22 protein-coding genes, 2 tRNA genes and 1 pseudogene are annotated in these 24,035 nt (G+C 63.6%); 15 read left to right on the top strand and 10 right to left on the bottom strand.

Features of this window, described 5'->3' with window-relative positions; all coding sequences use genetic code 11:
* The first annotated feature begins 47 nt into the window (after positions 1-47).
* Complete coding sequence (locus FAX90_RS10445) at positions 48-1,868, top strand: copper resistance system multicopper oxidase (RefSeq protein ID WP_144097306.1); 1,821 nt, start codon at positions 48-50, stop codon at positions 1,866-1,868.
* Entirely contained in the window at positions 1,868-3,088 is a 1,221-nt protein-coding gene (locus FAX90_RS10440) for a copper resistance protein B (protein ID WP_109808970.1), read from the top strand. Before FAX90_RS10445 ends, FAX90_RS10440 begins: the two co-directional genes overlap by 1 nt.
* 225 nt (positions 3,089-3,313) lie before the next feature.
* Here FAX90_RS10440 and FAX90_RS10435 read toward each other — a convergent pair whose 3' ends face one another.
* Complete coding sequence (locus tag FAX90_RS10435) at positions 3,314-3,709, bottom strand: MerR family transcriptional regulator (RefSeq protein ID WP_109808969.1); 396 nt, start codon at positions 3,707-3,709, stop codon at positions 3,314-3,316.
* 67 nt (positions 3,710-3,776) lie between these two features.
* On the opposite strand from FAX90_RS10435, the gene FAX90_RS10430 reads away from it, so the two are divergent.
* The 6 genes from FAX90_RS10430 (at position 3,777) to FAX90_RS10405 (ending at position 12,980) form a co-directional block, all read left to right on the top strand.
* Positions 3,777-4,397, top strand: coding sequence for a cation efflux transmembrane domain-containing protein (locus tag FAX90_RS10430; RefSeq protein ID WP_144097305.1), 621 nt, complete (start codon positions 3,777-3,779; stop codon positions 4,395-4,397).
* A complete protein-coding gene (locus tag FAX90_RS10425; RefSeq protein ID WP_144097304.1) occupies positions 4,390-4,785 on the top strand; it encodes a DUF3703 domain-containing protein in 396 nt (131 codons plus the stop codon). The genes FAX90_RS10430 and FAX90_RS10425 overlap by 8 nt, the downstream gene beginning before the upstream one ends.
* Before the next feature lie 487 nt (positions 4,786-5,272).
* Positions 5,273-6,526, top strand: coding sequence for a TolC family protein (locus FAX90_RS10420; protein ID WP_144097303.1), 1,254 nt, complete (start codon positions 5,273-5,275; stop codon positions 6,524-6,526).
* Entirely contained in the window at positions 6,523-7,683 is a 1,161-nt protein-coding gene (locus FAX90_RS10415) for an efflux RND transporter periplasmic adaptor subunit (RefSeq protein ID WP_240704844.1), read from the top strand. Before FAX90_RS10420 ends, FAX90_RS10415 begins: the two co-directional genes overlap by 4 nt.
* 58 nt (positions 7,684-7,741) lie before the next feature.
* The gene (locus tag FAX90_RS10410; protein WP_144097415.1) at positions 7,742-11,008 is read left to right on the top strand and encodes an efflux RND transporter permease subunit; all 3,267 of its coding nucleotides are present in this window, start codon (positions 7,742-7,744) and stop codon (positions 11,006-11,008) included.
* Positions 11,009-11,012: 4 nt separating this feature from the next.
* Positions 11,013-12,980, top strand: a complete 1,968-nt coding sequence (locus FAX90_RS10405; protein WP_144097302.1) for a heavy metal translocating P-type ATPase — start codon at positions 11,013-11,015, stop codon at positions 12,978-12,980.
* A gap of 289 nt (positions 12,981-13,269) precedes the next feature.
* Here FAX90_RS10405 and FAX90_RS10400 read toward each other — a convergent pair whose 3' ends face one another.
* Both FAX90_RS10400 and FAX90_RS10395 read right to left on the bottom strand, forming a co-directional pair.
* Entirely contained in the window at positions 13,270-13,485 is a 216-nt protein-coding gene (locus FAX90_RS10400) for a helix-turn-helix transcriptional regulator (RefSeq protein ID WP_144097301.1), read from the bottom strand.
* Positions 13,478-13,969, bottom strand: a complete 492-nt coding sequence (locus FAX90_RS10395; RefSeq protein ID WP_144097300.1) for a hypothetical protein — start codon at positions 13,967-13,969, stop codon at positions 13,478-13,480. Before FAX90_RS10395 ends, FAX90_RS10400 begins: the two co-directional genes overlap by 8 nt.
* 346 nt (positions 13,970-14,315) lie before the next feature.
* On the opposite strand from FAX90_RS10395, the gene FAX90_RS10390 reads away from it, so the two are divergent.
* From FAX90_RS10390 to FAX90_RS10380, 3 genes are all read left to right on the top strand, one after another.
* Entirely contained in the window at positions 14,316-14,897 is a 582-nt protein-coding gene (locus tag FAX90_RS10390; protein ID WP_144097414.1) for a lytic transglycosylase domain-containing protein, read from the top strand.
* A 64-nt stretch (positions 14,898-14,961) separates the two neighbouring features.
* The gene (locus FAX90_RS16825; protein ID WP_240704843.1) at positions 14,962-15,513 is read left to right on the top strand and encodes a thermonuclease family protein; all 552 of its coding nucleotides are present in this window, start codon (positions 14,962-14,964) and stop codon (positions 15,511-15,513) included.
* Entirely contained in the window at positions 15,504-15,746 is a 243-nt protein-coding gene (locus tag FAX90_RS10380) for a DUF6961 family protein (RefSeq protein WP_144097299.1), read from the top strand. Before FAX90_RS16825 ends, FAX90_RS10380 begins: the two co-directional genes overlap by 10 nt.
* 87 nt (positions 15,747-15,833) lie before the next feature.
* On the opposite strand, the gene FAX90_RS10375 is transcribed toward FAX90_RS10380, so the two are convergent.
* The 5 genes and pseudogenes from FAX90_RS10375 to FAX90_RS16920 form a co-directional block, all read right to left on the bottom strand.
* Positions 15,834-17,057 (bottom strand): tyrosine-type recombinase/integrase, encoded by a 1,224-nt coding sequence (locus FAX90_RS10375; RefSeq protein WP_144097298.1) that lies wholly within the window; start codon positions 17,055-17,057, stop codon positions 15,834-15,836.
* Positions 17,058-17,222: 165 nt separating this feature from the next.
* Positions 17,223-17,309, bottom strand: a tRNA-Leu gene (locus FAX90_RS10370).
* Positions 17,310-17,507: 198 nt separating this feature from the next.
* A tRNA-Leu gene (locus FAX90_RS10365) sits at positions 17,508-17,594 on the bottom strand.
* 131 nt (positions 17,595-17,725) lie between these two features.
* On the bottom strand, positions 17,726-18,517 hold the full coding sequence (locus FAX90_RS10360) for an FxLYD domain-containing protein (protein ID WP_240704842.1): 792 nt from the start codon (positions 18,515-18,517) through the stop codon (positions 17,726-17,728).
* A 66-nt stretch (positions 18,518-18,583) separates the two neighbouring features.
* Positions 18,584-18,679 (bottom strand): annotated as a pseudogene (locus tag FAX90_RS16920) (zinc-ribbon domain-containing protein); the annotation flags it as partial.
* A gap of 172 nt (positions 18,680-18,851) precedes the next feature.
* Here FAX90_RS16920 and ftsE point away from each other — a divergent pair.
* From ftsE to FAX90_RS10340, 4 genes are read left to right on the top strand one after another with little or no spacing between them, the layout of a single operon-like run.
* On the top strand, positions 18,852-19,616 hold the full coding sequence (gene ftsE / locus FAX90_RS10355) for a cell division ATP-binding protein FtsE (RefSeq protein WP_205700664.1): 765 nt from the start codon (positions 18,852-18,854) through the stop codon (positions 19,614-19,616).
* On the top strand, positions 19,613-20,584 hold the full coding sequence (locus FAX90_RS10350; RefSeq protein WP_144097297.1) for a cell division protein FtsX: 972 nt from the start codon (positions 19,613-19,615) through the stop codon (positions 20,582-20,584). Before ftsE ends, FAX90_RS10350 begins: the two co-directional genes overlap by 4 nt.
* 44 nt (positions 20,585-20,628) lie before the next feature.
* Entirely contained in the window at positions 20,629-21,159 is a 531-nt protein-coding gene (locus tag FAX90_RS10345; RefSeq protein ID WP_144097296.1) for a YdcF family protein, read from the top strand.
* Between the two features lie 10 nt (positions 21,160-21,169).
* Positions 21,170-21,856 carry a lysophospholipid acyltransferase family protein gene (locus tag FAX90_RS10340; protein WP_144097295.1) on the top strand — a complete coding sequence of 229 codons (687 nt, stop codon included), beginning with the start codon at positions 21,170-21,172 and terminating at the stop codon, positions 21,854-21,856.
* Here the strand turns inward: FAX90_RS10340 and FAX90_RS10335 are convergent, their stop codons facing one another.
* On the bottom strand, positions 21,857-22,813 hold the full coding sequence (locus FAX90_RS10335) for a prephenate/arogenate dehydrogenase family protein (RefSeq protein ID WP_240704841.1): 957 nt from the start codon (positions 22,811-22,813) through the stop codon (positions 21,857-21,859). It lies immediately after the preceding gene.
* Positions 22,810-23,919, bottom strand: coding sequence for a histidinol-phosphate transaminase (hisC, locus tag FAX90_RS10330; RefSeq protein ID WP_144097294.1), 1,110 nt, complete (start codon positions 23,917-23,919; stop codon positions 22,810-22,812). Before hisC ends, FAX90_RS10335 begins: the two co-directional genes overlap by 4 nt.
* Positions 23,920-24,035: the final 116 nt, after the last annotated feature.

Here is a 24,035-nt window from a genome sequence, read left to right as displayed (position 1 = left end):
ACTCCTGGGGGGTATATATGTCAGCGGCCGAAGGAGTTGCAAGACCCATGAGTGAATTGCTGGTTTCGCGTCGACGACTTTTGGGAGCGGGAGCGGTCGGTGCAGGCGCCTTGGCCCTGCCGGCCTGGGCCCGCGGCGCCGACCTTCACGGCGGCGGCCCCATCCGCGCTGGCTTCGATGAAGTCTCGGGTCGGGACATCGCGCTGACCATCGGCGAAGGCCCGCGCGTCGTGCAGGGCCGCCGCGGACACGCAGTCGCCGTGAACGGTAGCGTGCCCGGTCCGCTGGTGCGCCTGCGCGAAGGTCAGCCGGTTCGCCTCGCGGTCACGAACACTCTTGATGAGGACAGCTCGATCCATTGGCATGGCCTGCTGCTGCCGTTCCAGTTCGATGGCGTCCCTGGCGTCAGCTTCCCCGGGATTAAGCCGGGTGAGACCTTCGTCTACGACATCCCTGCGCTTCGCCAGCACGGCACCTACTGGTGGCACAGCCATTCGGGACTGCAGGAACAGGCGGGGCATTACGGGCCGATCGTGGTCGAACCCTCCGGCCCGGACGCGGTGCAGGCGGACCGCGATTACGTGCTGCTGCTGAGCGACTTCACCCCGCTCCACCCGCACACCATCATGGACAAGCTGAAGAAGGGCGAAGGCTACTTCAATTACCAGCAGAACACTTGGACCGACGACTATCCGCTCTCTGGCGAAGACCGGCGGATGTGGGCGCGCATGCGCATGATGGCGACCGACATCCTGGACGTGACGGGCTCGACTTACACCTATCTCGCCAACGGACGCGGCCCGGAAGAGGGTCTCGAGTTCCTGTTTAATCCCGGCGAGCGGGTGCGGCTGCGCGTCATCAACGGCAGCGCGATGACCTTCTTCAACGTCCGCATTCCCGGGGTGAAGTTCTGGGTGGTTGGCGCCGATGGGCAAAACGTGCGCCCGGTCGAGGTCGAGGAGTTCCAGATCGGCACGGCGGAGACCTACGACATCGTTGTCGAGCCGACCGGTGAGGCGCGGACAATCGTGGCCGAGAGCATGGACCGGTCGGGCATGGCGGTGGCGACCCTCGCCTCGCGTCCCGGCGCGCGGGCTCCTATCCCGCCCTTGCGCGATCCGCCGCTTCTGACGATGGCGGACATGGGTATGAGCCACGGGTCGGGTGGAATGGACCATGGCACCGGCGACATGGCCGACATGGATTATACGGCCATGGGCCATGACATGTCATCGCAGGGTGCGACCCCCGATCCGATGTCCGGAATGGATATGAGCGGCATGAACATGCGCGACACGTCCCTGCTGCCGCCCAGTGTGAAGGTCGGCCCCGGTATCGACATGGTGTCGATGAATCCGGTCGATCGCATGGGCGATCCTGGCCTTGGGCTGGACGACGTGCCGCACAAAGTCCTGAACTACAAAGATCTTGTCGCGCTCGAACCGAACGACGATCTGCGCCGCCCGTCACGACAAATGGAGATTCATCTGACCGGCAATATGGAGCGCTACATGTGGTCGTTCGACGGCAAGAAGTTCACCGCCGTGAGCGACGATCCGATCCGCTTCGCCTATAACGAACGCGTGCGGGTCAAACTCGTCAACGACACGATGATGGCGCACCCGATCCACCTGCACGGCCATTTCTTCGAACTGGTCAACGGCGCGCCTGCCGATCGCCAGCCGCAGAAGCACACGGTGATCGTCCAGCCCGGCGGCAGCGCGACCTTCGACCTCACCGCCGACGAACAGGGCGACTGGGCCTTCCACTGCCATCTGCTCTACCACATGCATTCGGGCATGTTTCAGATCGTGACCGTCGCCAAGCCGCCTTCGGCACCCGATGTGAAGCGGGTGGGAGAAGACTGATGCGCCTGGTCGTCGCCATGCTCCTCGCGAGCGCCGCAACTCCCGCTATCGCACAGGACCATTCAGGTCACGCGCTGCCTAGCGCGCAATCGCCAGCCCAGACCGAATGCGAACAGGAAGCCGCACGCCATCGCGCCATGGGCCATCCGGTGCCCGAGGGGGCTTGTGAGCCTGCCACGCCACCGGGGGAACCAGTCTCCGCCGATCGGCACGAGGGCCATTCTGGCATGGATCATTCGCAGATGGACCACGCTCAAATGGAAGGAATGGACCATTCCGCCATGGACCATTCGGCGATGGATCATAGCGAGATGCCGGCGATGGAACATTCCAATATGGAAAGCATGGACCACGCGGCGATGGGCCATGAAGGGATGCAATCGTCCGGCCAAGCGCCGATGGACCATCAGACGATGGACCATGGAGACATGGACCACGGAGCCATGGACCATGGCACGATGGACATGACACCCATCCCACAAGGACCGCCTCCGGCAGCGGCGGGATCGGGACCGCCCCGCGCCGCCGACGCGATCTGGGGCGCCGAAGCGATGCGCGCCTCGCGCGATGCTCTGCGCGCCGAGAACGGCGGGATGAACGTGTTCTGGTTCCAGGGCGATCGGGCTGAGTATCGCGCACGGGAAGGTGGCGATGGTTACTTGTGGGACGTGCAAGGCTATTACGGCGGCGACCTCGACAAATTCTGGTTCAAGAGCGAGGGCGAAGGTACCTTCGGAGAGAAGCCCGAGTCCGCCGAAATCCAAGGCCTTTGGAGCCACGCGATCGGTCCTTGGTGGGACCTGCAGGCTGGTGTTCGACAGGACCTGACCGGTCCCGAACGCACCCATGCCGTCATCGGCGTGCAGGGACTTGCACCTTATATGTTCGAGATCGACGCGGCCGCGTTCCTGTCCACCAAAGGCGATCTGACGGCACGTGTGGAAGCCGAACTAGATCAGCGCATTACCCAGCGCCTGATCCTCCAACCGCGCGCCGAAGTGAACCTGTCAGCGCAGGACATTCCCGAACTGGGTGTCGGAGCAGGTCTCGAATCGGTCGAACTCGGACTGCGGCTGCGCTACGAATTCGCGCGTGAATTCGCGCCCTATGTCGGCGTTGAACAGGAATGGAAGGTGGGCCAAAGCGCCGACTATGCCCGCATTGCGGGCGAGGATCCGAGCGTGACCAACTACGTTGTGGGCGTCCGATTCTGGTTTTGAACACCGCCGCTTAGTGTGGGCGAATGGCGGGCCTTCATTTTTGATGTGTTCAATTTAGGACAGCTAATGAACATCCTATTTGGATGATCACGTAGCTTTTTTGGGACTCAACATTGGTTCTGCGGCTACTGAAGTCAGGGCGGGATCAATGTACGCCTTGCACCTCATTTCGGTCTTCTAGACTGCATCCAATGACGTCCAAAGCCGACCCTCCGCCAGTCATTGTCAACGCATGGGGCGCGCGAGGCTTTCGAGAATGCGACACTCGCCTACCCTGTCCGAACGGCAGGAATGAAGAAGCTGCCCAAGCTCGCCATGGAGTGACTGCAAATCTAAGATCTTGCGTTCGACATCCTCGAGATGATCCCGCACGATTTGATCAACATCTTCGCAGGGCTTGTCGTCGTGATCGGAAAGCATGAGCAATTCTTTCACTTGCACCATGTTGAATCCCAAGCCTCTAGCCCTACGCACGAAAGTCAGGGTAGCCAAATGGCTGTCGGAATAATCACGGTAGTTACTATCAGTCCTGTCGGCGACGGGCAGAACACCTTCACGCTCATAATAGCGGATGGTTTCCGCCTTGGTGCCGGTGGCTTTGGCGAGTTCTCCGATACGCATCGCTTGACCTTGTAGTTGCTACAAGGTGCATATGTGCTTGCGACTCGAATGTTGCAAGGAGAGCCGCATGGCCAAGTCCTGCTGCCAGACACCGGAACCCGATACCGCTGCGCACAATGAGCCGCGCTGGCGCCGCGCCCTTTGGATCGCGCTCATCGCGAACGCAGCCATGTTCATAGTCGAAATGGTAACGGGTATCGCTGCCGATTCCCGCTCCCTTCAGGCCGACGCGCTCGATTTCTTCGGCGATGCAGCGAACTATGCGATCAGCCTGGGCGTTGCCGGGATGGCGCTCGCATGGCGGGCGAAAGCTGCTCTGATAAAGGGAGCAACCATGCTCGCCTTCGGTATCTGGGTGATCGGCTACGCCATCTATGGCCTCATAGCAGGTGCCGATCCGGAGCCTTCGACGATGGGAATAGTCGGCACGCTGGCGTTGGCGACCAACGTAATCGTCGCACTTATGCTTTTCCGCTTCCGCGAGGGCGATGCGAACATGCGGTCGGTCTGGATTTGCTCGCGCAACGACGCCATCGGGAACATCGCGGTTCTCGGGGCCGCTCTCGGCGTTTTCGGAACGGGTCAGGCATGGCCCGACCTGCTGGTCGCCTCGATCATGGCCGGACTGGCGTTCTGGGGAAGCATCGAGGTATTCGGGCAGGCGCGGCGGGAGCTGGCCCATGAATAGCAATACCATCAGTAGCAGGAATGCATTCCTCGCAGAAGAATACCGACGCGCAGCGAAGGCCGCGAAGGAGCAGAATTTCGAGGAAGCCTGGCACCATCTCGAGCGCGCCCACGTGGTCGCTCAAGACCGTTTCGGACCGCACTGCGTCGCGCATTTGCGCATGCTGCGGCTTGCCTGGAGAGTAGGAGACTGGCGGGAGGTCCGCGGTCAGATGTTCAGGCTTGCGCTCGCTCCCCTGGGTAACGCTACAGGAAAGCTGCCGGTCGGAAACACCGGCCGTTCCAATGTCAGTGCTTTCACCCGGATGGAAATAGAGCCGGAGATCAGACGCGTGCTCGGTCTATCGCCAACTCGAAATGATTGCTCATCAAAGAAAAGCGTTTGGTAGAGTGGGCGATATTGTCATGACATCACATTTCGTCATTCAAGATTGTTCTTCCTTGGTGAAGCTCGCGCTGCTACCGGACACCCGATGACCCGGTTCTTCGCCCGTTCTCCGTTGCTACGGCTTATCACGCTGTGCACCGCGCTCGGTGTCCTATGGGCACCGGTGGCGGAAGCGGCCGAATGCGCGGGAGAGCCCTCGGTAGCATCCCAACTCGAGCAGCACGACGAGCCCGGCGATGATGACCGTGGCCCGGAGAAGCACGGCGCATGTGCGCATGGCCATTGCCATCATGCTTCGCAGGCCGTCGGACGGTCGTCTGACGCCGTCACCTTGGGCTCGGTGATGAGCGGCCTACGCGCTGGCGACCAGCCCTCGTTCGCGTCCAATCTGACCGAACTGGCAACGCCCCCTCCTCGCGGCTGACGTTCGCCGCGCGTCGGACCTGTTTTCCGACGCTAACTGAACGTCACCAAAGGAATACCCATCAATGTTCGCCATATCGTGGCGAGCAGCCCCCGTCTGGGGGCTGATACTCGCCCTGTCCACGGGACCTGCCAGCGCGCAGGACCCGCGTGTCGTCACGCTCGACGACGCCCTCGATCTCAGTGGGGTCGCCCTTGAGACCGATGCCCCCGCCACCAACCCTCGCCTCGTGGGTCCCCGCGCGGAATCCGAGGCGGCAGCGGCGCTTGTCGATCAGGCTCGCCTCCGGCCTAATCCCGAAGTGTCCTTCGAGGTCGAGAACCTCGCTGGCAGCGGGGCTTTTTCCGGCCTTCAGGCGACCGAGTATACACTCTCTGTAGGACAGCGTCTCGAACTAGGCGGCAAACGCTCCGCCCGTGTCAGTGCGGCTGAAGCCCAGGCGGGACTCGCATCCCTCAGGGCCGATCTGACCACGGTCGAACTCGGCCAACTGGTGCGCGAGCGATACCTCACGGCTGTTGCCGCAGCTGCCAGGGTCGAACTTGCGCAGGATGTGGTCGCGCGCAATGAAGAACTGGCGCGTATAGCTGGCGTCCTTGTGGAAGTCGGCCGCGAGCCGCCTCTGCGCGCGCTGAGAGCGGATGCAGCCCTCGCCGAAGCGCGCGCACATCTGGTCGAGGCCGAGGCGGAGAGCCTGTCGGCTCGAACTGCGCTCGCCGCTCTATGGGCGGGCGGTGAAGCGCCCTTCGTTCCAGCTGAATTTCCGAATGTTCTCCCGCCCGCCTCACTTATGGCCGATGCGACGGAAAGTCTGACCTACAGGGTCGCGCGTGCCGAAAGCACGGCTGCTGCGGCGGAAATTGAGCGGCAGCGAACTCTGCGTATTCCGGATCCGACAGTCTCCGCGGGCGTGCGGCGCTTCGGGGAAAGCGGCGATAACGCCTTCCTCGTCGGTGTTTCGATCCCGCTTCCCTTTCGGGATCGCAACCAGGGCAACGTTGCGGCTGCCGAGGCTCGGTTGCGGGCAGCGAACGCTCGCGAAGCCGTAGCCCTCGCGGACTACGAGCAGGCGGTCGCCAGCGCCCGCGCAAGGTATCTTGGTGCCGAAGCGCGCGTCGAGACCCTGTCGCGGACATCGCTCCCGCAGGCGGAGGAGGCGCTACGCCTCGTGAGCATCGGATATCGCAACGGACGTTTCCCCCTGATCGAAGTTCTCGCTGCCGCCGAGGCGCGCGACACGATCCGCGAGGCGCTCATCGCCGCCCGCGAACAGAGGGGCCTGGCCGCAGCCGAACTGATCGGGCTGGCCGCACAATGAAAGATACATCCATGATACGCAGAAATCTGGCGATCCTCGTCGGTATCGTAATCGCGATCGGCGCGCTGACGCTGATCTTCTGGCCGACCGCCAAAGACGACGACCATACGGAGGAGGAAGCGGAGGCGGAGACACCCGAGGGGGTGGTCACACTGAGCGAGGAGCAGATCAGCGAGGCCGCGATACAGCTGACCGCCGTGCGGTCTGGCGCCGCTGTCGAGCTCGTCTTCCCGGCGACCGTCGCTGCAAGCCCCACCGCTTCCGCGCGGATCGACGCCCGTGCTTCTGGCGTCGTTCGCTCGGTGGGCAAGACGCTCGGCGACTATGTGTCGCGCGGGGAAACCGTCGCCCGCATCGAAAGCGCGGACGCTGCGGCTCTCGCCTCGCAGCTCAGTGCCGCGCGTGCGCGGGTGGGCGAGCTGTCGGCCGCCTACGAACGCGAACGGCGGTTGTTCGAAGCAAACGTCACCGCCCGCCAGGACCTGGAAGCCGCGCAGGCCAATCTCAGCGTAGCGCGTTCGGAACTGCAACGGGCGCAGGCGGCAGTAGCAGCAGCCGGTGTCAGCGGTGATGGGCGATCGCTGGCAGTCACCTCTCCTCTGGCCGGCAGAATCACCGCGGCACCCATTGTGCTCGGAGCCTTCGTGAACGCCGGCGAGGAGCTTTACAGCGTGGTCGATCCGAACGGGCTTCAGATCGAGGTGGCGCTCCCTTCCGCTGAAGCCTCCCGCATCCAGCCTGGTGACGAGGCCGTGCTGGTCGTCGGCGATGGCCGCGAAATTGGCGCCCGGGTGCGTTCGGTCACGCCTTCTCTCGATCCGGAAAGCCGCAGTGCCACTGCGGTCCTGTCGTTGTCGCGCGGTATTCCTGGCCTTCAGCCGGGCGCGTTTCTCCAGGCGCGGATCAGACCTTCGGGTGAGATCGACCGCGACCGCATCGCGGTGCCGGAGGACGCTATCCAGGTGGTGGAGGGGCGCGATGTCGTTTTTGTCCGGACGAAGACCGGGTTCCAGGCCCGCGAGGTCCAAGTCGGAACTCGGTCTGCGGGCATGGTGACAATTCTCTCCGGCCTCCAGGAGGGATGGCGGATCGCTGTCGCCAACGCCTTCCTGCTCAAGGCCGAACTCGGGAAGGAGGGCGCCGAACATGGTCACTGAGACACGGCCCACGCCCGAGGTGGGAAACCACACCGGTTCGGCCAGCCATCGCCACGGTTTGATCGGGGCCATCCTCGACATCGCCGTGCGGTTCCGCTGGGCGGTCATCGTCCTCACCGTCTTCGCCGCGATCTACGGCGCCATGAACCTTTTGCGCCTGCCGATCGATGCGGTGCCGGACATCACCAACACGCAGGTGCAGATCAACACCAGCGCGCCCGCGCTCTCCCCGTCGCAGGTGGAGACTCAGGTGACATTTCCCATCGAGACCGGGCTTGCCGGGATCGAGGGGCTCGAGATGACCCGCTCGATCTCGCGCAACGGCTTCAGCCAGGTCACGGCGATTTTCGAAGAAGGCACCGATATCTACTTCGCACGCAGCCAGGTGAACGAACGGCTCGCCCCGATCGGCGCCTCCCTGCCGGAAGGCGCCGAGCCTACGATGGGGCCGATCTCGACGGGCCTGGGCGAAGTGCTCATGTATACGATCGAATACGAGTATCCGGGAGGTCGCGATGCGCCCAAGGGTGGTCGAACCGGCTGGCAGGCGGACGGGAGCTTCATCACCGAACGCGGCGAGCGCCTCGACACCGAAGTCGCCAAGGCAGCCTATCTTCGCACGGTGCAGGACTGGGTGGTGGCTCCGCTCATGCGCTCCATCGACGGGGTGGCGGGCGTGGACTCGATCGGTGGCTACGAGAAGCAGTTCCTCGTCCAGCCCGATCCTGCTCGTCTGACCGGCTACGGTCTGTCGTTCGACTCCCTGATCGATGCTCTGGAAGCGGCGAACCTCGCCGAAGGCGCAAACTTCGTCGATCGTGCAGGAGAGGCTCTGCTCGTCCGCGTCGATGCGCGGCTTGGGGGCACACAGGACATCGAACAGGCAGTGGTCGCGACCCGCGAGGGCGTTCCTATCCGGATCGGAGATGTCGCCTCGGTTCGCATCGGCGGCGACCTCAGAACCGGTGCTGCCTCGCTCAATGGCGAGGAGGCGGTCGTGGGCACGGTCCTTATGCGCAGCGGCGAGAACAGCCGCACCGTGGCTGCCGCCTCGGCCGAGCGACTGGAAGAAGTTCGCGCCTCGCTTCCTGCCGGAGTGGTCGCCGAGATCGTCTACAACCGCTCGTCGCTCGTCGATGCGACCATCGCGACGGTCGAGAAAAACCTCGTCGAGGGCGCGCTGCTGGTTATCGCAGTCCTGTTCCTGATGCTCGGCAATATCCGGGCAGCGATCATCGCCGCCCTGGTCATTCCGGTATCCATGCTGATGGCCGCCGTGGGAATGAACAGGCTTGGAGTCTCGGGCAATCTGATGAGCCTGGGGGCGCTGGACTTCGGGCTAATCGTCGATGGCGCAGTCATCATCGTCGAGAACAGCGTCGCGCGGCTCGCTGCGAGGCAGCACCACGAAGGCAGACTGCTCAGCCTCGGCGAGCGGCTGACCGAGACGCGGCTGGCGGCACAGGAGATGATCAGGCCGACCGTCTACGGCCAGGCGATCATCCTCTTGGTCTATGCGCCGCTTCTCACCTTCACGGGGGTCGAGGGCAAGACGTTCTCGCCCATGGCCATCACGGTCATGCTGGCGCTCGCCTCCGCCTTCGTGCTGTCGCTGACCTTTGTCCCGGCGATGATCGCGGTGCTCCTCAATCGCAAGCTGACCGAGAAGGAGGTCAAGCCGGTCCGGATCGCGAAGGAACGCTATGGCCCGGCCCTGCGACGTGCCATCGCACGCCCATGGCCGGTGATCGGGGCGGGTGCCGGGATGTTTGCCTTAGCAGCCTTCATGTTTACCTTTCTCGGCAGCGAGTTCACGCCGCAGCTCGACGAGCGGGACATCGCGGTTCAGTCGCTGCGGATACCGTCGACCTCGCTCGAACGCTCGCTCGCCATGCAGAGACAGGTGGAGGACAAGCTCGAGGCTTTCCCACAAGTAGAACTGGTTTTCTCGCGCACCGGCACGGCCGAGGTCGCGAGCGATCCGATGCCGCCGAACGCGTCCGATGCCTACGTCATCCTGAAGCCGCGCGAAGAGTGGCCCGATCCCGACCTGTCGAAGGACGAACTCGTCGCCGAGATGGAGGAATCGCTCAGCGGTCTGGTCGGCAACCTCTACGAGTTCAGCCAACCCATCGAACTGCGCTTCAACGAGCTGATCGCGGGTGTTCGCGGCGACGTAGCGGTCAAGCTCTACGGAGACGACCTCACGGCGCTGACCCGGTCAGCCGGAGAAGTGGCCGGGGTGCTTCGCGGCGTCGAGGGTGCTGCCGACGTCAAGGTCCAGCAGGTCACCGGCTTCCCCACGCTCGACATCGCCTTCGATCGACCGACGATTGCCCGCTATGGTCTGACCGTGGAGGAGGTCGCGCAGTCCGTGGCCATCGCGCTGGGCGGCCGCCCCGCCGGGCTGGTGTTCGAGGGTGACCGCCGGTTCGATGTCGTCGTGCGGCTTGCCGATGCGACCCGGGACGATTTCGATCAGCTCGGCGCTCTGCCCATAGTCCTCGAAAGCGGGGTCACGGTCCCGCTTCGCACGCTGGCGGATTTCCAAGTGGTAGATGGTCTCGCCGAGGTTCGCCGGGAGCAGGGTCGCCGATTGGTGATCGTGTCGGCGAACGTGCGCGAACGCGATCTCGGCTCGTTTGTCGAGGAGGCCCGGGCAGGCGTCTCCGAAAGCGTCGAACTGCCGGCCGCATCCTTCATCGAATGGGGCGGGCAATACCAGAACCTCCAGGCCGCGCAGGCAAGGCTCGCCCTCGTCGTTCCGGTCTGCTTCGCGCTGGTATTGCTGCTCCTGTTCATGGCGCTCGGCGGATGGGTGCCAGCGCTGGCGGTGTTCAGCGCGATCCCGATGGCACTGGCAGGCGGGGTTTTCGCGCTTGCCTTACGGGGGATGCCGTTCTCGGTGTCCGCCGCCGTGGGCTTCATCGCCCTATCGGGTGTCGCGGTATTGAACGGGCTCGTGATGATGACCGCGATACGCCAGCGGCTCGACAAGGGACTGCCTCTCGATGAGGCGATCACCGATGGCGCATTGGCGAGGTTGCGACCGGTGCTGATGACAGCCTTGGTGGCCTCGCTCGGCTTCGTGCCGATGGCCCTTGCGACCGGCACGGGCGCGGAAGTCCAGCGTCCGCTCGCCACTGTCGTGATCGGCGGATTGATCACCGCAACCGCGCTGACACTCTTCGTCCTTCCCGCCATTGCCCGGCTGGTGCTGCGCGCGAACGGCCAAGATGTCGGATGGCGTGAGAATTGGCGAGCGATGCTCCGGCTCAACCTGACTCGCGCCGAACGCCGCGAATATCCCTCTGGGGAGATCTGAATATATGGCTGACAATCACGATCACGCGCATGGGGTTGCCAAGCTTTTCGGCCTCCCCGTAGAACTGGCCTTCGCCATCCTTTCCGGCATCACGCTGGCGGTGGGGTTTGCGGTAGAGAAGCTGGTGCCCACCGCGCCGCACTGGGTGCCTCTGGCAGGGTATGTCGCCGCCTACTTTTTCGGCGGACTATTCACGCTTCGCGAAGCAGTCGAGAATGCGCTGGCACGCCAGTTCAAGATTGATTCGCTCATGCTCGTCGCGGCGGCGGGGGCGGCGATCCTGGGCGAGTTCGCGGAAGGCGCACTGCTGCTGTTCCTGTTCAGCCTGGGTCATGCGCTGGAAAGTTTCGCCATGGGCCGCGCGAAGCGCGCGATCGACGCGCTGGCCGAACTTGCACCCGAACGCGCGACCGTGCTGCGCGACGGATCGCCGGTCGATGTCGCAGTCGAGGAACTTGTCGTCGGCGACGTCGTGCTGGTCCGTCCCAACGAGCGCCTGCCTGCCGATGGTTTCATCATCAAGGGTCAGTCTGCCATCAATCAGGCACCCGTGACCGGCGAGAGCATTCCGGTCGACAAACGTCCGGTTGAGGATCGTGCCGCAGCGCGCACGGCTGCCGGCGCCGTCGATGCCGTCTCGCGCGCCTTTGCCGGGACCATCAATGGCAGCGGCGCGCTGGAAATCGAGGTAACGCGTAAATCGAACGAAAGCACGCTCAGCAAGGTTGCCGCGCTGGTGGCTGCAGCGGAAACCGAACGCTCGCCCACCCAGCGGATGACCGACAAGTTCGAACGCATATTTGTCCCTCTCGTGCTACTGCTGGCCGCGCTGTTGCTCTGTGCGCCGCTGGTGATTGACGAGCCTTTCAGCGAGAGTTTCTATCGTGCCATGGCCGTGCTGGTCGCGGCCAGTCCCTGTGCCCTGGCAATCGCCACGCCCAGTGCCGTGCTGTCCGGCGTTGCCCGCGCGGCACGTGGCGGCGTGCTGGTGAAAGGCGGTGCAGCGCTGGAAGATCTCGGCACGCTGAAGGCCATCGCCTTCGACAAGACCGGCACGCTCACCGAAGGTGAGCCGCGGATAACCGATGTGATCCCGGCCCCGGGCATTGATGAACGTGAGTTGCTGCAAGTCGCCGTGGCGGTCGAGGCGCTGAGCGACCATCCGCTGGCGCAAGCGGTCGTTAGGGATGGCAAGGCGCGTCTGGACGCACCAGCGGATCGGAAAGCCGAGGGCCTGGAAAGCCTGACCGGACGCGGCGTGAAAGCCATGCTCGAAGGTAAGACGGCATGGATCGGAAAGGCGGAGATGTTCGGCGCGGATGGGCTCGAACCACTCGGCACACCGTCAGCCGACGCCATCGAGAAGCTGCGCGATGAGGGGCGCACGACGATGGCCGTGCGCTACGGCGGACGCGATCTCGGCGTAATCGGGATGATGGATACGCCGCGCGACGGCGCGCAGGAGACGCTGAAGGAACTGCGCAAGCTTGGCATTGAACGGATGCTCATGATCTCGGGCGATCACGCCAAGGTTGCCGAGGCTATCGCCGCCGAGGTGGGGCTGGACGAGGCGCGCGGCGACCTCATGCCCGAAGACAAGGTCGCGACTATCGAGGCGCTCAGCCGGGAAGCAAAGGTCGCCATGGTCGGCGACGGAGTGAATGATGCGCCCGCCATGGCGCGCGCCACAGTCGGCATCGCCATGGGCGCCGCCGGATCCGACGTCGCGCTTGAAACGGCGGACGTCGCTTTGATGGCGGATGATCTGCGCCATCTGCCCTTTGCTGTCGGCCTGTCTCGCAAATCGCGCAGCATCATCCGCCAGAACGTCTATGTCAGCCTGGGCGTGGTCGCTCTGCTGGTTCCCGCGACCATATTCGGCCTTGGGATCGGGCCCGCTGTCGTAATGCATGAAGGATCGACGCTTCTCGTCGTGTTCAATGCGTTGCGACTTCTTCGCTACGATCCATAGTTGAACGTGCGCTCCGGACAGGCCAGCTTCCCCGCAAGCCAGTAGCAAGCAAGCATCGAGCTTAAGACGATTGTGATGTGACGGCGCCTGTTGCGATAACTGCCTGCAACCATGGTGGTCCGGACAGGATCCCTTGCCCTAATCCACGCGAAGACATGGGGTCGGCTTCGATAAGGATTATCCGGGTCTCGATCCGTCTGCGAAGATTCCTGCGCAGGACCCCAAACCCCGTCCGCTTCTGCAATTCCGAGATTCAGATCCAGATCGTCCATGAATGGACTGTTCGCCTTCATTTCAGCCGCGTCGCTATCCAGGCCTGTACCTCGTCTTCCGCCCATGCGACCGCATAACCACCGAGTTGCACCGGCTTCGGAAACTTGCCTTCACTCATCCAGCGATAGATCGTCGAACGGCCAAGCCCGACCTGGTGCTGCACTTCGGGCAAGCGAATTAGCCGCGTCGCCCTGCGAGACTCCGTCGCTCCTTTGTCGATCTCTTCACCCACGATGGCCTCCTTCGGCACCGGCGAAGACATCGCCAAGCAGCGCGTCCTTGCGTTCGAGCTCATCGATGTGATCGGAAAGCAGGCGGGCGACACGGTGCGCCGTACCCTTGGCCCAACGCGGCTTCACGTCATGAACCTGATTGCCGAGGACTCGTTCGAGTGCTGAAGGCAGTTCGCCGGAAAAGTCCTCGAAGAACTGCGCGAGGTCCGATTGCAGCCACGCAATCGCGTGATCGCCGCTACTGCCGAGGAACAGCAGCAGGTGCGCATGCGGAGCGACGCCGCACGCGGCGAGAATACGCAAGGCTTCACCGAGGCTGGCCGAGCGTTCGCCGGCAAGGACGCGGCGCAGGGCATCCTTGTGGATCTGCGCGTCGCGCGCGATGTCGCAGCGGGCACGGCCGCTGGCTTCGACGGCTGCCAAAAGCAGCCGGGCGAGGTCGGCGCGAACCTGTTGTTCGGCAAAGAGCGCCATGTTGGTCATCGACGAGTCCTTTTCTCTGGAGGTGATCGACTCACCGGCTAACCGCGAAGGAAGCCTGTAGGAAAACGAAAAGAACATTAAGAGAACATAGAGGAGGGAGCGAATCGGCTTCCTTCAGTGATTCGCGCAAATTCCGGCCGCATTTGCGCGTATCACGGCACGCTTCGCTCAGATGCCGGCACAGTCGGCGCTGCTTCGCGATCAGCCTGCGCGAATCCCGGCCAGCGCACCTCCCGATGTCGCTTTTTGCTTGGTCGGCAGCCCCAAAATCCAATTCCCGATTTCCTACAGGCATATGTTCTATTTATGTTCCATTGTGATTCGAATCAATGGAGCACTGATCGAGATGAATTGCCTCAATCGTCTGACCGCGATAGCGGTCGCCTGTCTGGGGATGATCGCGACCTCCGCACAGCAGGTCCGCGCCCAGCATTTCACCTTGTTCGAGCACGCGATCGTTCCGCCGAAGGCGGACCAGCCGGCAAGGGAATATCTTCCTGCAATCTACCAGGCCGGGCCAGCAAACGTGTCCTACCGGGAAGGCCTGTATATGGCGGCAATAGCCGAGGCTGAGCGCCGGTACGGGCTTCCGACCAACCTGCTTCGTGCTCTTATCTGGGCTGAGTCCCGCTTCAATCCGATGGCTGTGAGTCCAGCGGGTGCTGCCGGACTTGCTCAGCTTATGCCGGCCACCGCGCGCGAACTGGGCGTTCGGAACCGTCATGACCCTTTTGCATCGATCGACGGTGGCGCCCGGTATCTTCGCGACATGTTGAACCGGTTCGAAGCGGTCCACCTGGCCTTGGCTGCTTACAATGCGGGCCCAGGTGCCGTCTCCCGATCACGCGGCATTCCCAAAAATGGTGAAACGCCGCAATATGTCCGCTCTGTATTGGGACGTTGGCAAGCAATTGGTACGTACAATTGACGAAACTGCCTGATTTCCGGCAATTGTCTGAAATCATGTGCCGGAATGAAGACGGACGACGCTTGTGAATGAGCCCCCCGGTGAGCCTTTCGACTTTCGCAACGCGTTGAAGGCACAGAAGCGCCGCAAGCTGAGAAAGGAGATCGCGTTGGGTTTGGGAGCGTTCGCGATCGTATTTGCTGGAGGGATGCTGGCACTCAACTGGCCAGTCCATGATGCCAGCCTTCGTAACGACGATCAGCAGCCTCAAACTCTATTCCAGCAAGCGAGCTCCCCACAATTCGACATCTGCGGATCGATCCGGCGCACATGCGTCGTGGATGGAGATACTTTCTGGCTTGATGGCGTGAAGATCCGCATTGCCGACATCGACACTCCAGAAATTGGCCAGCCCAGATGCGACTATGAATACCAACTCGGCATGCGCGCGACGTACCGCCTTGTCGAATTGCTCAATGACGGGCCCTTTGAACTGAGGACTATCGGGAGCAGAGATAAGGATCAGTACGGTCGCAAATTGCGGGTTGTAACGCGCGGCGGCCGCTCGCTTGGCGATCAGCTGGTCAGCGAAGGGCTGGCGCGGACCTGGACCGGGAGACGTGAGCCATGGTGCTGAACCGCGATCAGGAATTGTGGGCTGTCGCGCTCTGGGTCGAAAAGAACCACGGCGAAGAGGGAACCGCGTATATCGCGCAGCAAATCCAGCGGCTATCCAACGAAGGGGACGAGGCAGGCATAGCAACTTGGAAAACTGTTGCTGAGCGCTTCGATCAGCTTGGCTGCCAAAGCTCTACGACTGAGGCTCGGCACAATGCGGAATTGGCTTCGAATCTGGGGCATCAGAATTGAGTTCGCCTTGTTGGCGTCTGTGTCCCTGGCGGGGCTGATCCTAAGCCTCCAATCCTGCATTGGGTGAGAAGAAATTCGTTCTCTCGATCAACCCTTCGCAAACTTGCCCTGGATGACCCTTCCTCCTGTCCGGAGCTCATCGAGGTAGTCGCTCCACCATTGAGCCATCCGCACACGCTCGTCCCAATGTTTGCCGCGATGGTAGATGCCACGCACAACATTGCTGTCGCCATGTGCGAGGGCACGCTCGATTGCATCCGGATTCCAAAGTCCCGACTCGTTCAGGAATGTTGATGCTGTCGCCCGGAGTCCGTGCGCGGTGACCTCTTCCTTCGAGTATCCCATGCGACGGAATGCGGCATTGAGCGTGTTTTCACTCATGGGACGCTTGGAGCTGCGCGCAGATGGGAAAACATATCCTTCGCGGCCGAGCATCTCGCCCAGATCAGAGAGATAACCTCTAACCTGCTTGGAAAGCGGGACGGCATGCGCTCGGCGCGCTTTCATTTTACCGGCAGGAATCTTCCAGACCCCATCGACTATGTCGATCTCATGCCATTCGGCGTGCCGGAGTTCGCCGGGGCGTACGAATACATGCGGCGCTATCTGCAAAGCCAGCTTCGTCACCATGTAGCCAGTGAAGTCGTCGATTGCGCGCAGCAGTCCGCCTAGCTCGGTGGGCTCGAGGATTGCTGCATAATGCGTGGCTCGCGGCGTTACGAGAGCACCCTTCAGCATACTTGTCGGATCGGATTTGCAACGGGTCGTTGCGACCCCGTAGCGAAACACGCGGCCTGCGAACGAGCGGCATTTCTTCGCAGTCTCATGTTTACCAGTGGCTTCCAGCCGTTTCAGAGGAGCCAGGACTTCGAACGGCTCGATCTCGTGGATGGGTCGGTTCCCGATAGCAGGCGCAAGCTTGTCGAGGAAATAGTTGGCCTTGACGATCGTGCCATCGGCGCAGCCATTCTGCACCATCATCTGTTCGATATACTCACGCGCGACTGCCTCGAACGTCTGTGCAGAAAGGAACTCGGCGCGGATTTTCTGCTTCCGCTTCTCAAAGGCAGGGTCGCCCCCAGAAGCAACAGCTCGTCGCGCCTCGTAGGCCGCGTCTCGGGCTTGCTTGAGGCTGATGTCGGGATAGCTGCCGATGCAGAGCTTCTTTTGCGCACCGCCGATCCGGTATCGGAATCGCCAAAGCTTGCTGCCGGTCGGCGTGACCTCGACATACAGGCCGCGCTCATCGGTTACCTTGTACGGCTTATCCTTGGGCTTGAGTGCGCGGAGGCGAGTATCTGTCAGAGGCATGTGGGGGCCTTTTCATCTGGGCCTTTGCGAAACGGCCTCAAAAGGCCCACAAAAGTGTCTGGAACCCCCGAGAACAGGCGGGACGATCCGGAACGATCCAAGGGCCGAATCCCTAGGATTTCTGCGGGTTTTATAGATTATTTGGGAGAACGTGAGAAGAACAAATGGTGCCCAGAAGAGGACTCGAACCTCCACGCCGTTGCCAGCGCCGCCACCTGAAGACGGTGCGTCTACCAATTCCGCCATCTGGGCACACATGCGCGATGCCATGTTGCATCGTGCGGGTAGGGCAGCGCCGATAGCGAGCGTTGCCTCACCTTGTCAACAACCGGAATTCGGCAAACGAAAAATCGTCGGCCATGTCCGGCGCAGCCCTGGCATGATCACCGTGATCGGCCATCCGCATTTACGGATGAAGACGATGCCCGGTGATACATGGATCGGGCTACTTGGTGCGGTCGAGAAGACTCGAACTTCCACGGACTTTCGTCCACAACGACCTCAACGTTGCGCGTCTACCAATTCCGCCACGACCGCACCTGTAGCAAGCGTGCGGACCGATCGGAATCGGATACCGCCGCCGGGTAGGCGCGTGCCATTAGCAACGGTTGAGACCCCGCGCAACAGGCGATGAAAGGAAATTTCGCGCAAGCGAAAAAAGGCTGCGGTTAGCTGGCCTTCCAGCCGATCTCGACCACGCGCGCAGAGGCCGGAACGTCGGTCACAGCCTCGTTGATGGTCAGCGACTCTCCCGGGGCGAGTTCGCGCTTGGGCGGTTCAAGCTCCCACGAGTAGACGACGCGTTCCTGCGCGTCGCGCAGCACGACCTGAACGTCGGGGACATATTGCGTCTGGCGGCCCGTGTTGGTCACCGTGCCGCTGGCCGCGAAATACTGAAGCCCGTTTTCCAGCTTGCGGCGATCCTGTTCCTCGACCGGGAATTCCAGTTGCAGGTCTTCGGACGCGGGGGCGAAAGCGACTTGCCCCACCGGCATCCATTCCGGCGCGCCGTAGTGGCGCACGGCAAAGAAGGCGGCGGCGGCCACCGCGGCCAGGACCAGCAGTATCACGACGATCAGGCGCAGCTTCGACTTGCGAGCCGGCTCCTCCTCGTACTCCGTCCACTCGCCCTCTTCATAGGCGGCGGCGGGCATTTCCGGTGCGGGCGGCGCGGGAACGTGTTCGGGCGCCGCTGCAACCGGGGTAGCGTCCGGGCGGTCGAATTCGGGGGCTTCGGGCCACGCCTCTGCCCCGGCCGCATTTTCGGCGTAGGGCTCGGGCGTGCCGGGCATCGGCTCCGCCGGGGTGTCGGGCTGCGCGAAAGTCGGCTCTGGCGCGGTATCGTATCCCGTGTCGGGATAGGTAGGCGGCGCCGGCGTAGAAACAGGCTCTGCCGGAGCCTCGTCCCAGCCACCGGTCGTCGGCGCGGGCGGCACGGGCGTGCTTTCGGTTGGCGGCACGGGCGCCGCGGGCGCTTCGGGAGCGGGTTCAGCTTCGGCGCCAGGACCCGCTTCGAACCAGCTGTGCCGACACTTGGCACAGCGCACCGTCCGTCCTTCCGGTCCGATCGCTCCGTCCGGGAGAGAATAGCGCGTCTGGCAGGCAGGGCAGGCTATTTGCATGGCAGGACTAAACTACGGCGGCGAATCGGGGGCAATAGGCTGCTGCCCCTGCACCCCGCCCAAAGCGGGTTTATCCACATGAATAGGACTGGAAATAACCCACTGGCGGGCGCTAGAAGCGGTTCGGCCCCTATTCGCGCCGGATTTGCCCGGCAGGTGATGCGCTGGATCCGTGAGCCCCGACCCTTCTCCCCTTGACCTTGCCGCCCCCGGTTTCGGCAATCCGACCGGCCCGATCGTGCGGTTCGAGAACGTGGGGCTGCGCTATGGCGCGGGGCGCGAGGTCTTGTCCGACATCACGTTCAAGCTGCATCCGGGGCGCTTCTATTTCCTGACGGGCCCATCGGGCGCGGGCAAGACGACGCTGCTCAAGCTGCTTTACCTTGCGCAAAGCCCCTCGCGGGGCGCGATCTCGATGTTCGGCGACGATGCCAGCGTGCTGTCGCGCGAGAGGCGTACCCAGCTGCGCCGCCGGATCGGGGTGGTGTTCCAGGATTTCCGGCTGGTCCCGCACCTGACCGTGTTCGACAACGTGGCCCTGCCGCTGCGGCTGGCGGGTGTGGCCGAGGAGGAACTGGTCGATCCCGTCACCGACATGATCGAATGGGTGGGACTGAGCCGTGCGACGAACCAGCGGCCTTCCACCCTGTCGGGCGGGGAGCAACAGCGCGTGGCGATTGCCCGCGCGGTCATCACGCGGCCCGAACTTCTTGTCGCGGACGAGCCGACGGGCAACGTCGATCCGCAGATGGCGGTGCGGTTGCTGCACCTGTTCACGGCGATGAACAAGATGGGCACGACCGTCGTTCTGGCGACGCACGATACCTCACTGATGCACCGGCAGGGCGATGCGGCGGTGATGCGGCTGGAAAAGGGACGGCTCGACGATCCGACCGGCGTGCTGCGCAATCCCCCCGACCGGAAGAGCGCACGATGATCCTGACCGGGCGCGAGAGAGCGTGGATCGCAGTGAAGCGCGGCGCGAGTGCGCTGCGCAACCGCTGGTTCCCCAAACCGGCCAGCGCGCCCCTGCTCAGCCAGAAGGCGGTGGCCGGCCCGGTGCCGTGGGTGATCGCGATCATGACCGCGCTGACCGTCGTGGCCGCGGCGGGCGGGCTGGCGCTGGGGTCAATCGCGCGCACGGCAGAGGCCGACCTTGCCGGCGGTGTCACCGTCCAGATCGCGGGTCCGGCCCAGGACGAGGCGAGGAAGCAGGCCAGCGCGGCGGTGGATGCCTTGCGCCAGATGCCGGGCGTTCGCGACGTGCGCCGCCTGACCGATGCCGAGCGCGAGGCCCTGCTGCGCCCGTGGCTGGGCGATGCGGCGCTGGACGATGGCGAGCCGGGCGATGACAGCCTGCTGGTCCTGCCCGAACTGATCGAGCTGCGCCTCACGGCCGAGACACAGGACGGCGGCATAGACGCGATCCGCAAGGCGCTGGCCGAACCGGCTCCCGATGCGACGGTGAGCGCGGACATGGACTGGCTCGCCCCGCTGGAAGGCGCGATTTCGGCCTTGCAGTGGCTGGCCGTCGCGCTTGTCGGACTGCTGGTGACGGCGACGGCGGCATCGGTCCTGCTGGCCAGCCGCAGCGCATTGGCCGCCAATCACGACACGATCGAGATCATGCATCTTCTGGGTGCGCACGATTCGCAAGTGGCGCAGATGTTCCAGAAGACCGCGGGGATGAGCGCGGCGGCGGGCGGCGCGGCAGGCTTTGCCGTCGCGCAAGCCACGATCATCGCGCTGGGCCGCCGTTTCGCCGACCTCGGCCCCGGCAATACCGCGGCAGGGCTGCACTGGTACGACTGGATCGCCTTGGTGCTGATCCCCGTTGCCGGTGTCGCGCTGGCCGCGTTCACGGCGCGGGTCACCGTTCTGGCAACGCTGCGCAGAATGCCGTGAGCATCGTTGCGGCGCGCGATTGCTGCGCCTAACAAGACATTCAGATGTTCCGACGGATATTCGCCTTTCTCCTGCTTGCATGGCTGCTCGGTTTCGCGTGGTTTGCCGTGCTGTTGCCGCAGCCAGCCGATGACACGAAGACCGACGGGGTCGTCGTGCTGACGGGCGCGGGCGGCCGGATAGAGCGCGGGATAGAGGCCGTTCGCGAAGGCTGGTCGCAAAAGATGCTGGTATCGGGCGTCGACCGCGAGGTCCGGCCCGAGGAACTGGCCGCCGAATACGATATTCCCGCAAGCCTTATGGAATGCTGCATCACGTTGGGCTACGACGCGGTCGACACGCGCACGAATGCGGCGGAAACCGCGCAATGGGCGATCGACAACAAGATGCGCACGATCCGCCTCGTCACCAGCGACTGGCACATGCGCCGCGCCGCGTTCGAGCTGGAAACCTCGATCGATCCCGATATCGTGATCCTGCGCGACGCGGTGACGAGCGAGCCTTCCTTCGCGATGCTGTTCCTTGAATATCACAAGTTCCTGATCGGGCACGTCGCTCGCTGGCTGGACCTGTAACGCACTCACCATGAACTGGCTTCGCACGCTTCTCTTCAGCATTTTCTTCTACGGCGGCTCACTGATCCTCGTGCTGCTGTGCTTTCCCGCGCTGATCATTCCAGGCGCGGTGAAGCATCCGCCGCAGTGGTGGTCGACCTGGCACCGCTGGTGCGTGACCGGGATCCTGGGCATCAAGGTCGTGGTCGAGGGCGAGATACCCGAAGGGCAGAAGTTCTTCGCGGTGAAGCACGAGAGCTTTTTCGAGGCGATCGACAGCCCGCACCTGTCTCGCGGGCCCATCGTCCCCTTCGGCAAGATCGAACTGCTCTCGATCCCGCTGTGGGGACAGGCGGCGGGCCATTACGGCGTGATCGGGGTGGACCGGCAGGCCGGGGCCAAGGCATTGCGTTCGATGGGAAGACAGGCCTCGGCGCTGAAAAAGCAAGGCCGCGATTTCCTGCTGTTCCCTGAAGGCACCCGCGTCGCCCACGGCGAACGCGGCCAGATGCAAAGCGGGCTTTACGGCATCTACAAGTTGCTGGGCCTGCCGATCGTGCCGGTCGCGGTGAACAGCGGGCCGCTCTATCAGTGCAGCCCCAAGCGGCGCGGGACGATCACTTACCGGATCGGGGAAGTCATTCCGCCGGGTCTTTCGCGAGATGAAGTGGAGACGCGCGTGTTCGAGGCGATCAACGCGCTCAATCCGCCCGAATAGTCAGGCCTCGGGCTCTGGCACCTCGCCATGGTCGTGACGACCGAAATCGGGACGGGCATCGTCCTGCCCTTCCTCGATGATCGAACGGCGCACTTCGCGGGTCTTGCTGAAATGGTCGAACAACGCATCGCCGTCGCCCCATCGGATCGCGCGTTGCAGCGCGGTCAGGTCCTCTGAAAACCGCTGCAGGATTTCGAGCACGGCGTCCTTGTTCGACAGGAACACGTCGCGCCACATCGTCGGGTCGGACGCGGCGATGCGGGTGAAGTCGCGGAAACCGCCGGCAGAATACTTGATGACCTCGCTGCGGGTCACTTCCTCAAGGTCAGAGGCCGTACCGACGATGGTATAGGCGATGAGGTGCGGGACATGGCTGGTCACGGCCAGAACGCGGTCGTGGTGATCGGGCGCCATCGTTTCGACCGTCGCCCCGATCGCGCGCCAGAAGGCGATGACCTTGTCGACGTGGACCTGATCCACCCCCTCGCCCGGCGTCACGATGCACCAGCGGTTGTGGAACAGCGAGGCAAAGCCAGCCCCCGGCCCCGAATGTTCGGTGCCGGCAACGGGATGCGCGGGCACGATGGGCTGGCCGGGAAGCTGGCGGGCGATGGCGTCGGCCACCGACTTCTTGCACGAACCCACGTCGCTGATGACGCAATCGGGCTTGAGCTTGCCCTTCAGCTGCGCCGCCACTTCCTCCATCGCGCGCACCGGGACGCACAGGACGACAAGGTCCGCGTCCGCCACCGCATCGTCGATGTTGGCAGGAATGGCGTGGGCAAGGTTCCGCTCCGCCGCGACTTCGCGGACATGGGCATCCGCGTCCCAGCCGAATGTCCGCACGTCCGGCATCGCTTCGTGCACGGCAAGGCCGACCGACCCGCCGATAAGGCCGAGCCCGATGATCGCAACATTGGCGAACGGGGCTTCGATGGGTGTCTCGACCTCGCTCACGATACGGCCTCCGCCTCGCGGGCGATGACGGTGACGATGTCGTCCATCTGCGATGCCGTGCCGATGGTGATGCGCAGCGCATCGGGCAGCCCCTGCCCCGGCAGGTGGCGCACGGCATAGCCCGCCTCGCCGATGGCGTTCAGCGCGCGTTCTGCCGAAAGCGGGCCTTCGAACAGGACCAGCACGAAATTCGCCTTGCTGGGCACGGCGCGAATGCCCTGATTGCCCAGCGCCGCGATCGACGCTTCGAAACGGGTGCGTTCGGCCAAGTTGTGATCGCGGCTGGCGCGCACGAAATCCTGATCACGCACGGCGGCGACGGCAGCGGCCTGTCCAGTCAGCCCGACGTTGAAGGGGCCGCGGATGCGGTTGATGACATCGATGATCGCAGGCGAACCCGTGCCCCATCCGATGCGGTCACCGGCAAGGCCGTAAATCTTGCTGAACGTGCGCGTGACCAGGACATTGTCATGCGCGGCGGCCAGCGCCATGCCGCCATCGTCCTCGTCCGCGCTCAGATATTCGCCATAGGCCTGGTCGACGACCAGCAGGACACCATCGGGCAGCCCGGCTTGAAGCCGCGCCAGTTCGGACGCGGGAATATAGCTTCCGGTCGGGTTGTTGGGGTTTGCGACAAACACGACGCGCGTCTTTTCGGTCACGCAGGCCAGCAGCGCATCGACATCGGTGCCGTAATCCTTGTCCGGCGCAACGACGGGCACGGCCCCGCAGCGGCGCGCCGCGATGTCGTAAACCGCGAATCCGTAACGGACGTAGATCACTTCGTCGCCCGGCCCGGCATAGCCTTGCGCCGCCAGGTTCAGCAGCTCGTCGCTACCCGTACCGCACACGATGCGCGCCGGATCGATGCCGTGAAGCTCACCCAGCGCCTCGCGCAGCGCGCGGCTGTCGGGGTCGGGATAGATCGAAGGGCGGTTCGCCTCGCGCCGCGCGGCGATCGCCAGCGCGCTGGAACCCAGCGGATTCTCGTTCGCGGACAGCTTCACCAGCGGGCGTCCATCGGCTCTGGCGGACTTGCCGGGGACATAGGCGTGGATGCCCTCGATCCAGGGCTTCGGGCTCGGTGCAATTCGGCGGCCGGTCATAGCACGGCGCTCTAGCCCCAGTTGGGCCAATATCAAATGTAACTTTTGCAACCATCACCGCGATCTTCACAGCACTTACAATCGTTGACACGGATGCCGCTTCGCCCCAATCCCGG

It is taken from the genome of Croceicoccus sediminis (assembly GCF_007570835.1).
In the GTDB taxonomy this organism is placed as follows: domain Bacteria; phylum Pseudomonadota; class Alphaproteobacteria; order Sphingomonadales; family Sphingomonadaceae; genus Croceicoccus; species Croceicoccus sediminis.
The sequence above is the reverse complement of the archived record's forward strand: the minus strand, read 5'-3'. Positions and strand labels throughout refer to the sequence as shown.

Bases quoted from the DNA above. Each gene is read 5' to 3' on its own strand.
- FAX90_RS10375 (WP_144097298.1), bottom strand. From the start codon at position 17,057: ATGCCTCTGACAGATACTCGCCTCCGCGCACTCAAGCCCAAGGATAAG.
- FAX90_RS10440 (WP_109808970.1), top strand. From the start codon at position 1,868: ATGCGCCTGGTCGTCGCCATGCTCCTCGCGAGCGCCGCAACTCCCGCT.
- hisC (WP_144097294.1), bottom strand. From the start codon at position 23,919: ATGACCGGCCGCCGAATTGCACCGAGCCCGAAGCCCTGGATCGAGGGC.
- FAX90_RS10395 (WP_144097300.1), bottom strand. From the start codon at position 13,969: ATGACCAACATGGCGCTCTTTGCCGAACAACAGGTTCGCGCCGACCTC.
- FAX90_RS10445 (WP_144097306.1), top strand. From the start codon at position 48: ATGAGTGAATTGCTGGTTTCGCGTCGACGACTTTTGGGAGCGGGAGCG.
- FAX90_RS10415 (WP_240704844.1), top strand. From the start codon at position 6,523: ATGAAAGATACATCCATGATACGCAGAAATCTGGCGATCCTCGTCGGT.
- FAX90_RS10430 (WP_144097305.1), top strand. From the start codon at position 3,777: ATGGCCAAGTCCTGCTGCCAGACACCGGAACCCGATACCGCTGCGCAC.
- FAX90_RS10390 (WP_144097414.1), top strand. From the start codon at position 14,316: ATGAATTGCCTCAATCGTCTGACCGCGATAGCGGTCGCCTGTCTGGGG.
- FAX90_RS10350 (WP_144097297.1), top strand. From the start codon at position 19,613: ATGATCCTGACCGGGCGCGAGAGAGCGTGGATCGCAGTGAAGCGCGGC.
- FAX90_RS10340 (WP_144097295.1), top strand. From the start codon at position 21,170: ATGAACTGGCTTCGCACGCTTCTCTTCAGCATTTTCTTCTACGGCGGC.
- FAX90_RS10405 (WP_144097302.1), top strand. From the start codon at position 11,013: ATGGCTGACAATCACGATCACGCGCATGGGGTTGCCAAGCTTTTCGGC.
- FAX90_RS10425 (WP_144097304.1), top strand. From the start codon at position 4,390: ATGAATAGCAATACCATCAGTAGCAGGAATGCATTCCTCGCAGAAGAA.
- FAX90_RS10345 (WP_144097296.1), top strand. From the start codon at position 20,629: ATGTTCCGACGGATATTCGCCTTTCTCCTGCTTGCATGGCTGCTCGGT.
- FAX90_RS10380 (WP_144097299.1), top strand. From the start codon at position 15,504: ATGGTGCTGAACCGCGATCAGGAATTGTGGGCTGTCGCGCTCTGGGTC.
- FAX90_RS10435 (WP_109808969.1), bottom strand. From the start codon at position 3,709: ATGCGTATCGGAGAACTCGCCAAAGCCACCGGCACCAAGGCGGAAACC.
- FAX90_RS10420 (WP_144097303.1), top strand. From the start codon at position 5,273: ATGTTCGCCATATCGTGGCGAGCAGCCCCCGTCTGGGGGCTGATACTC.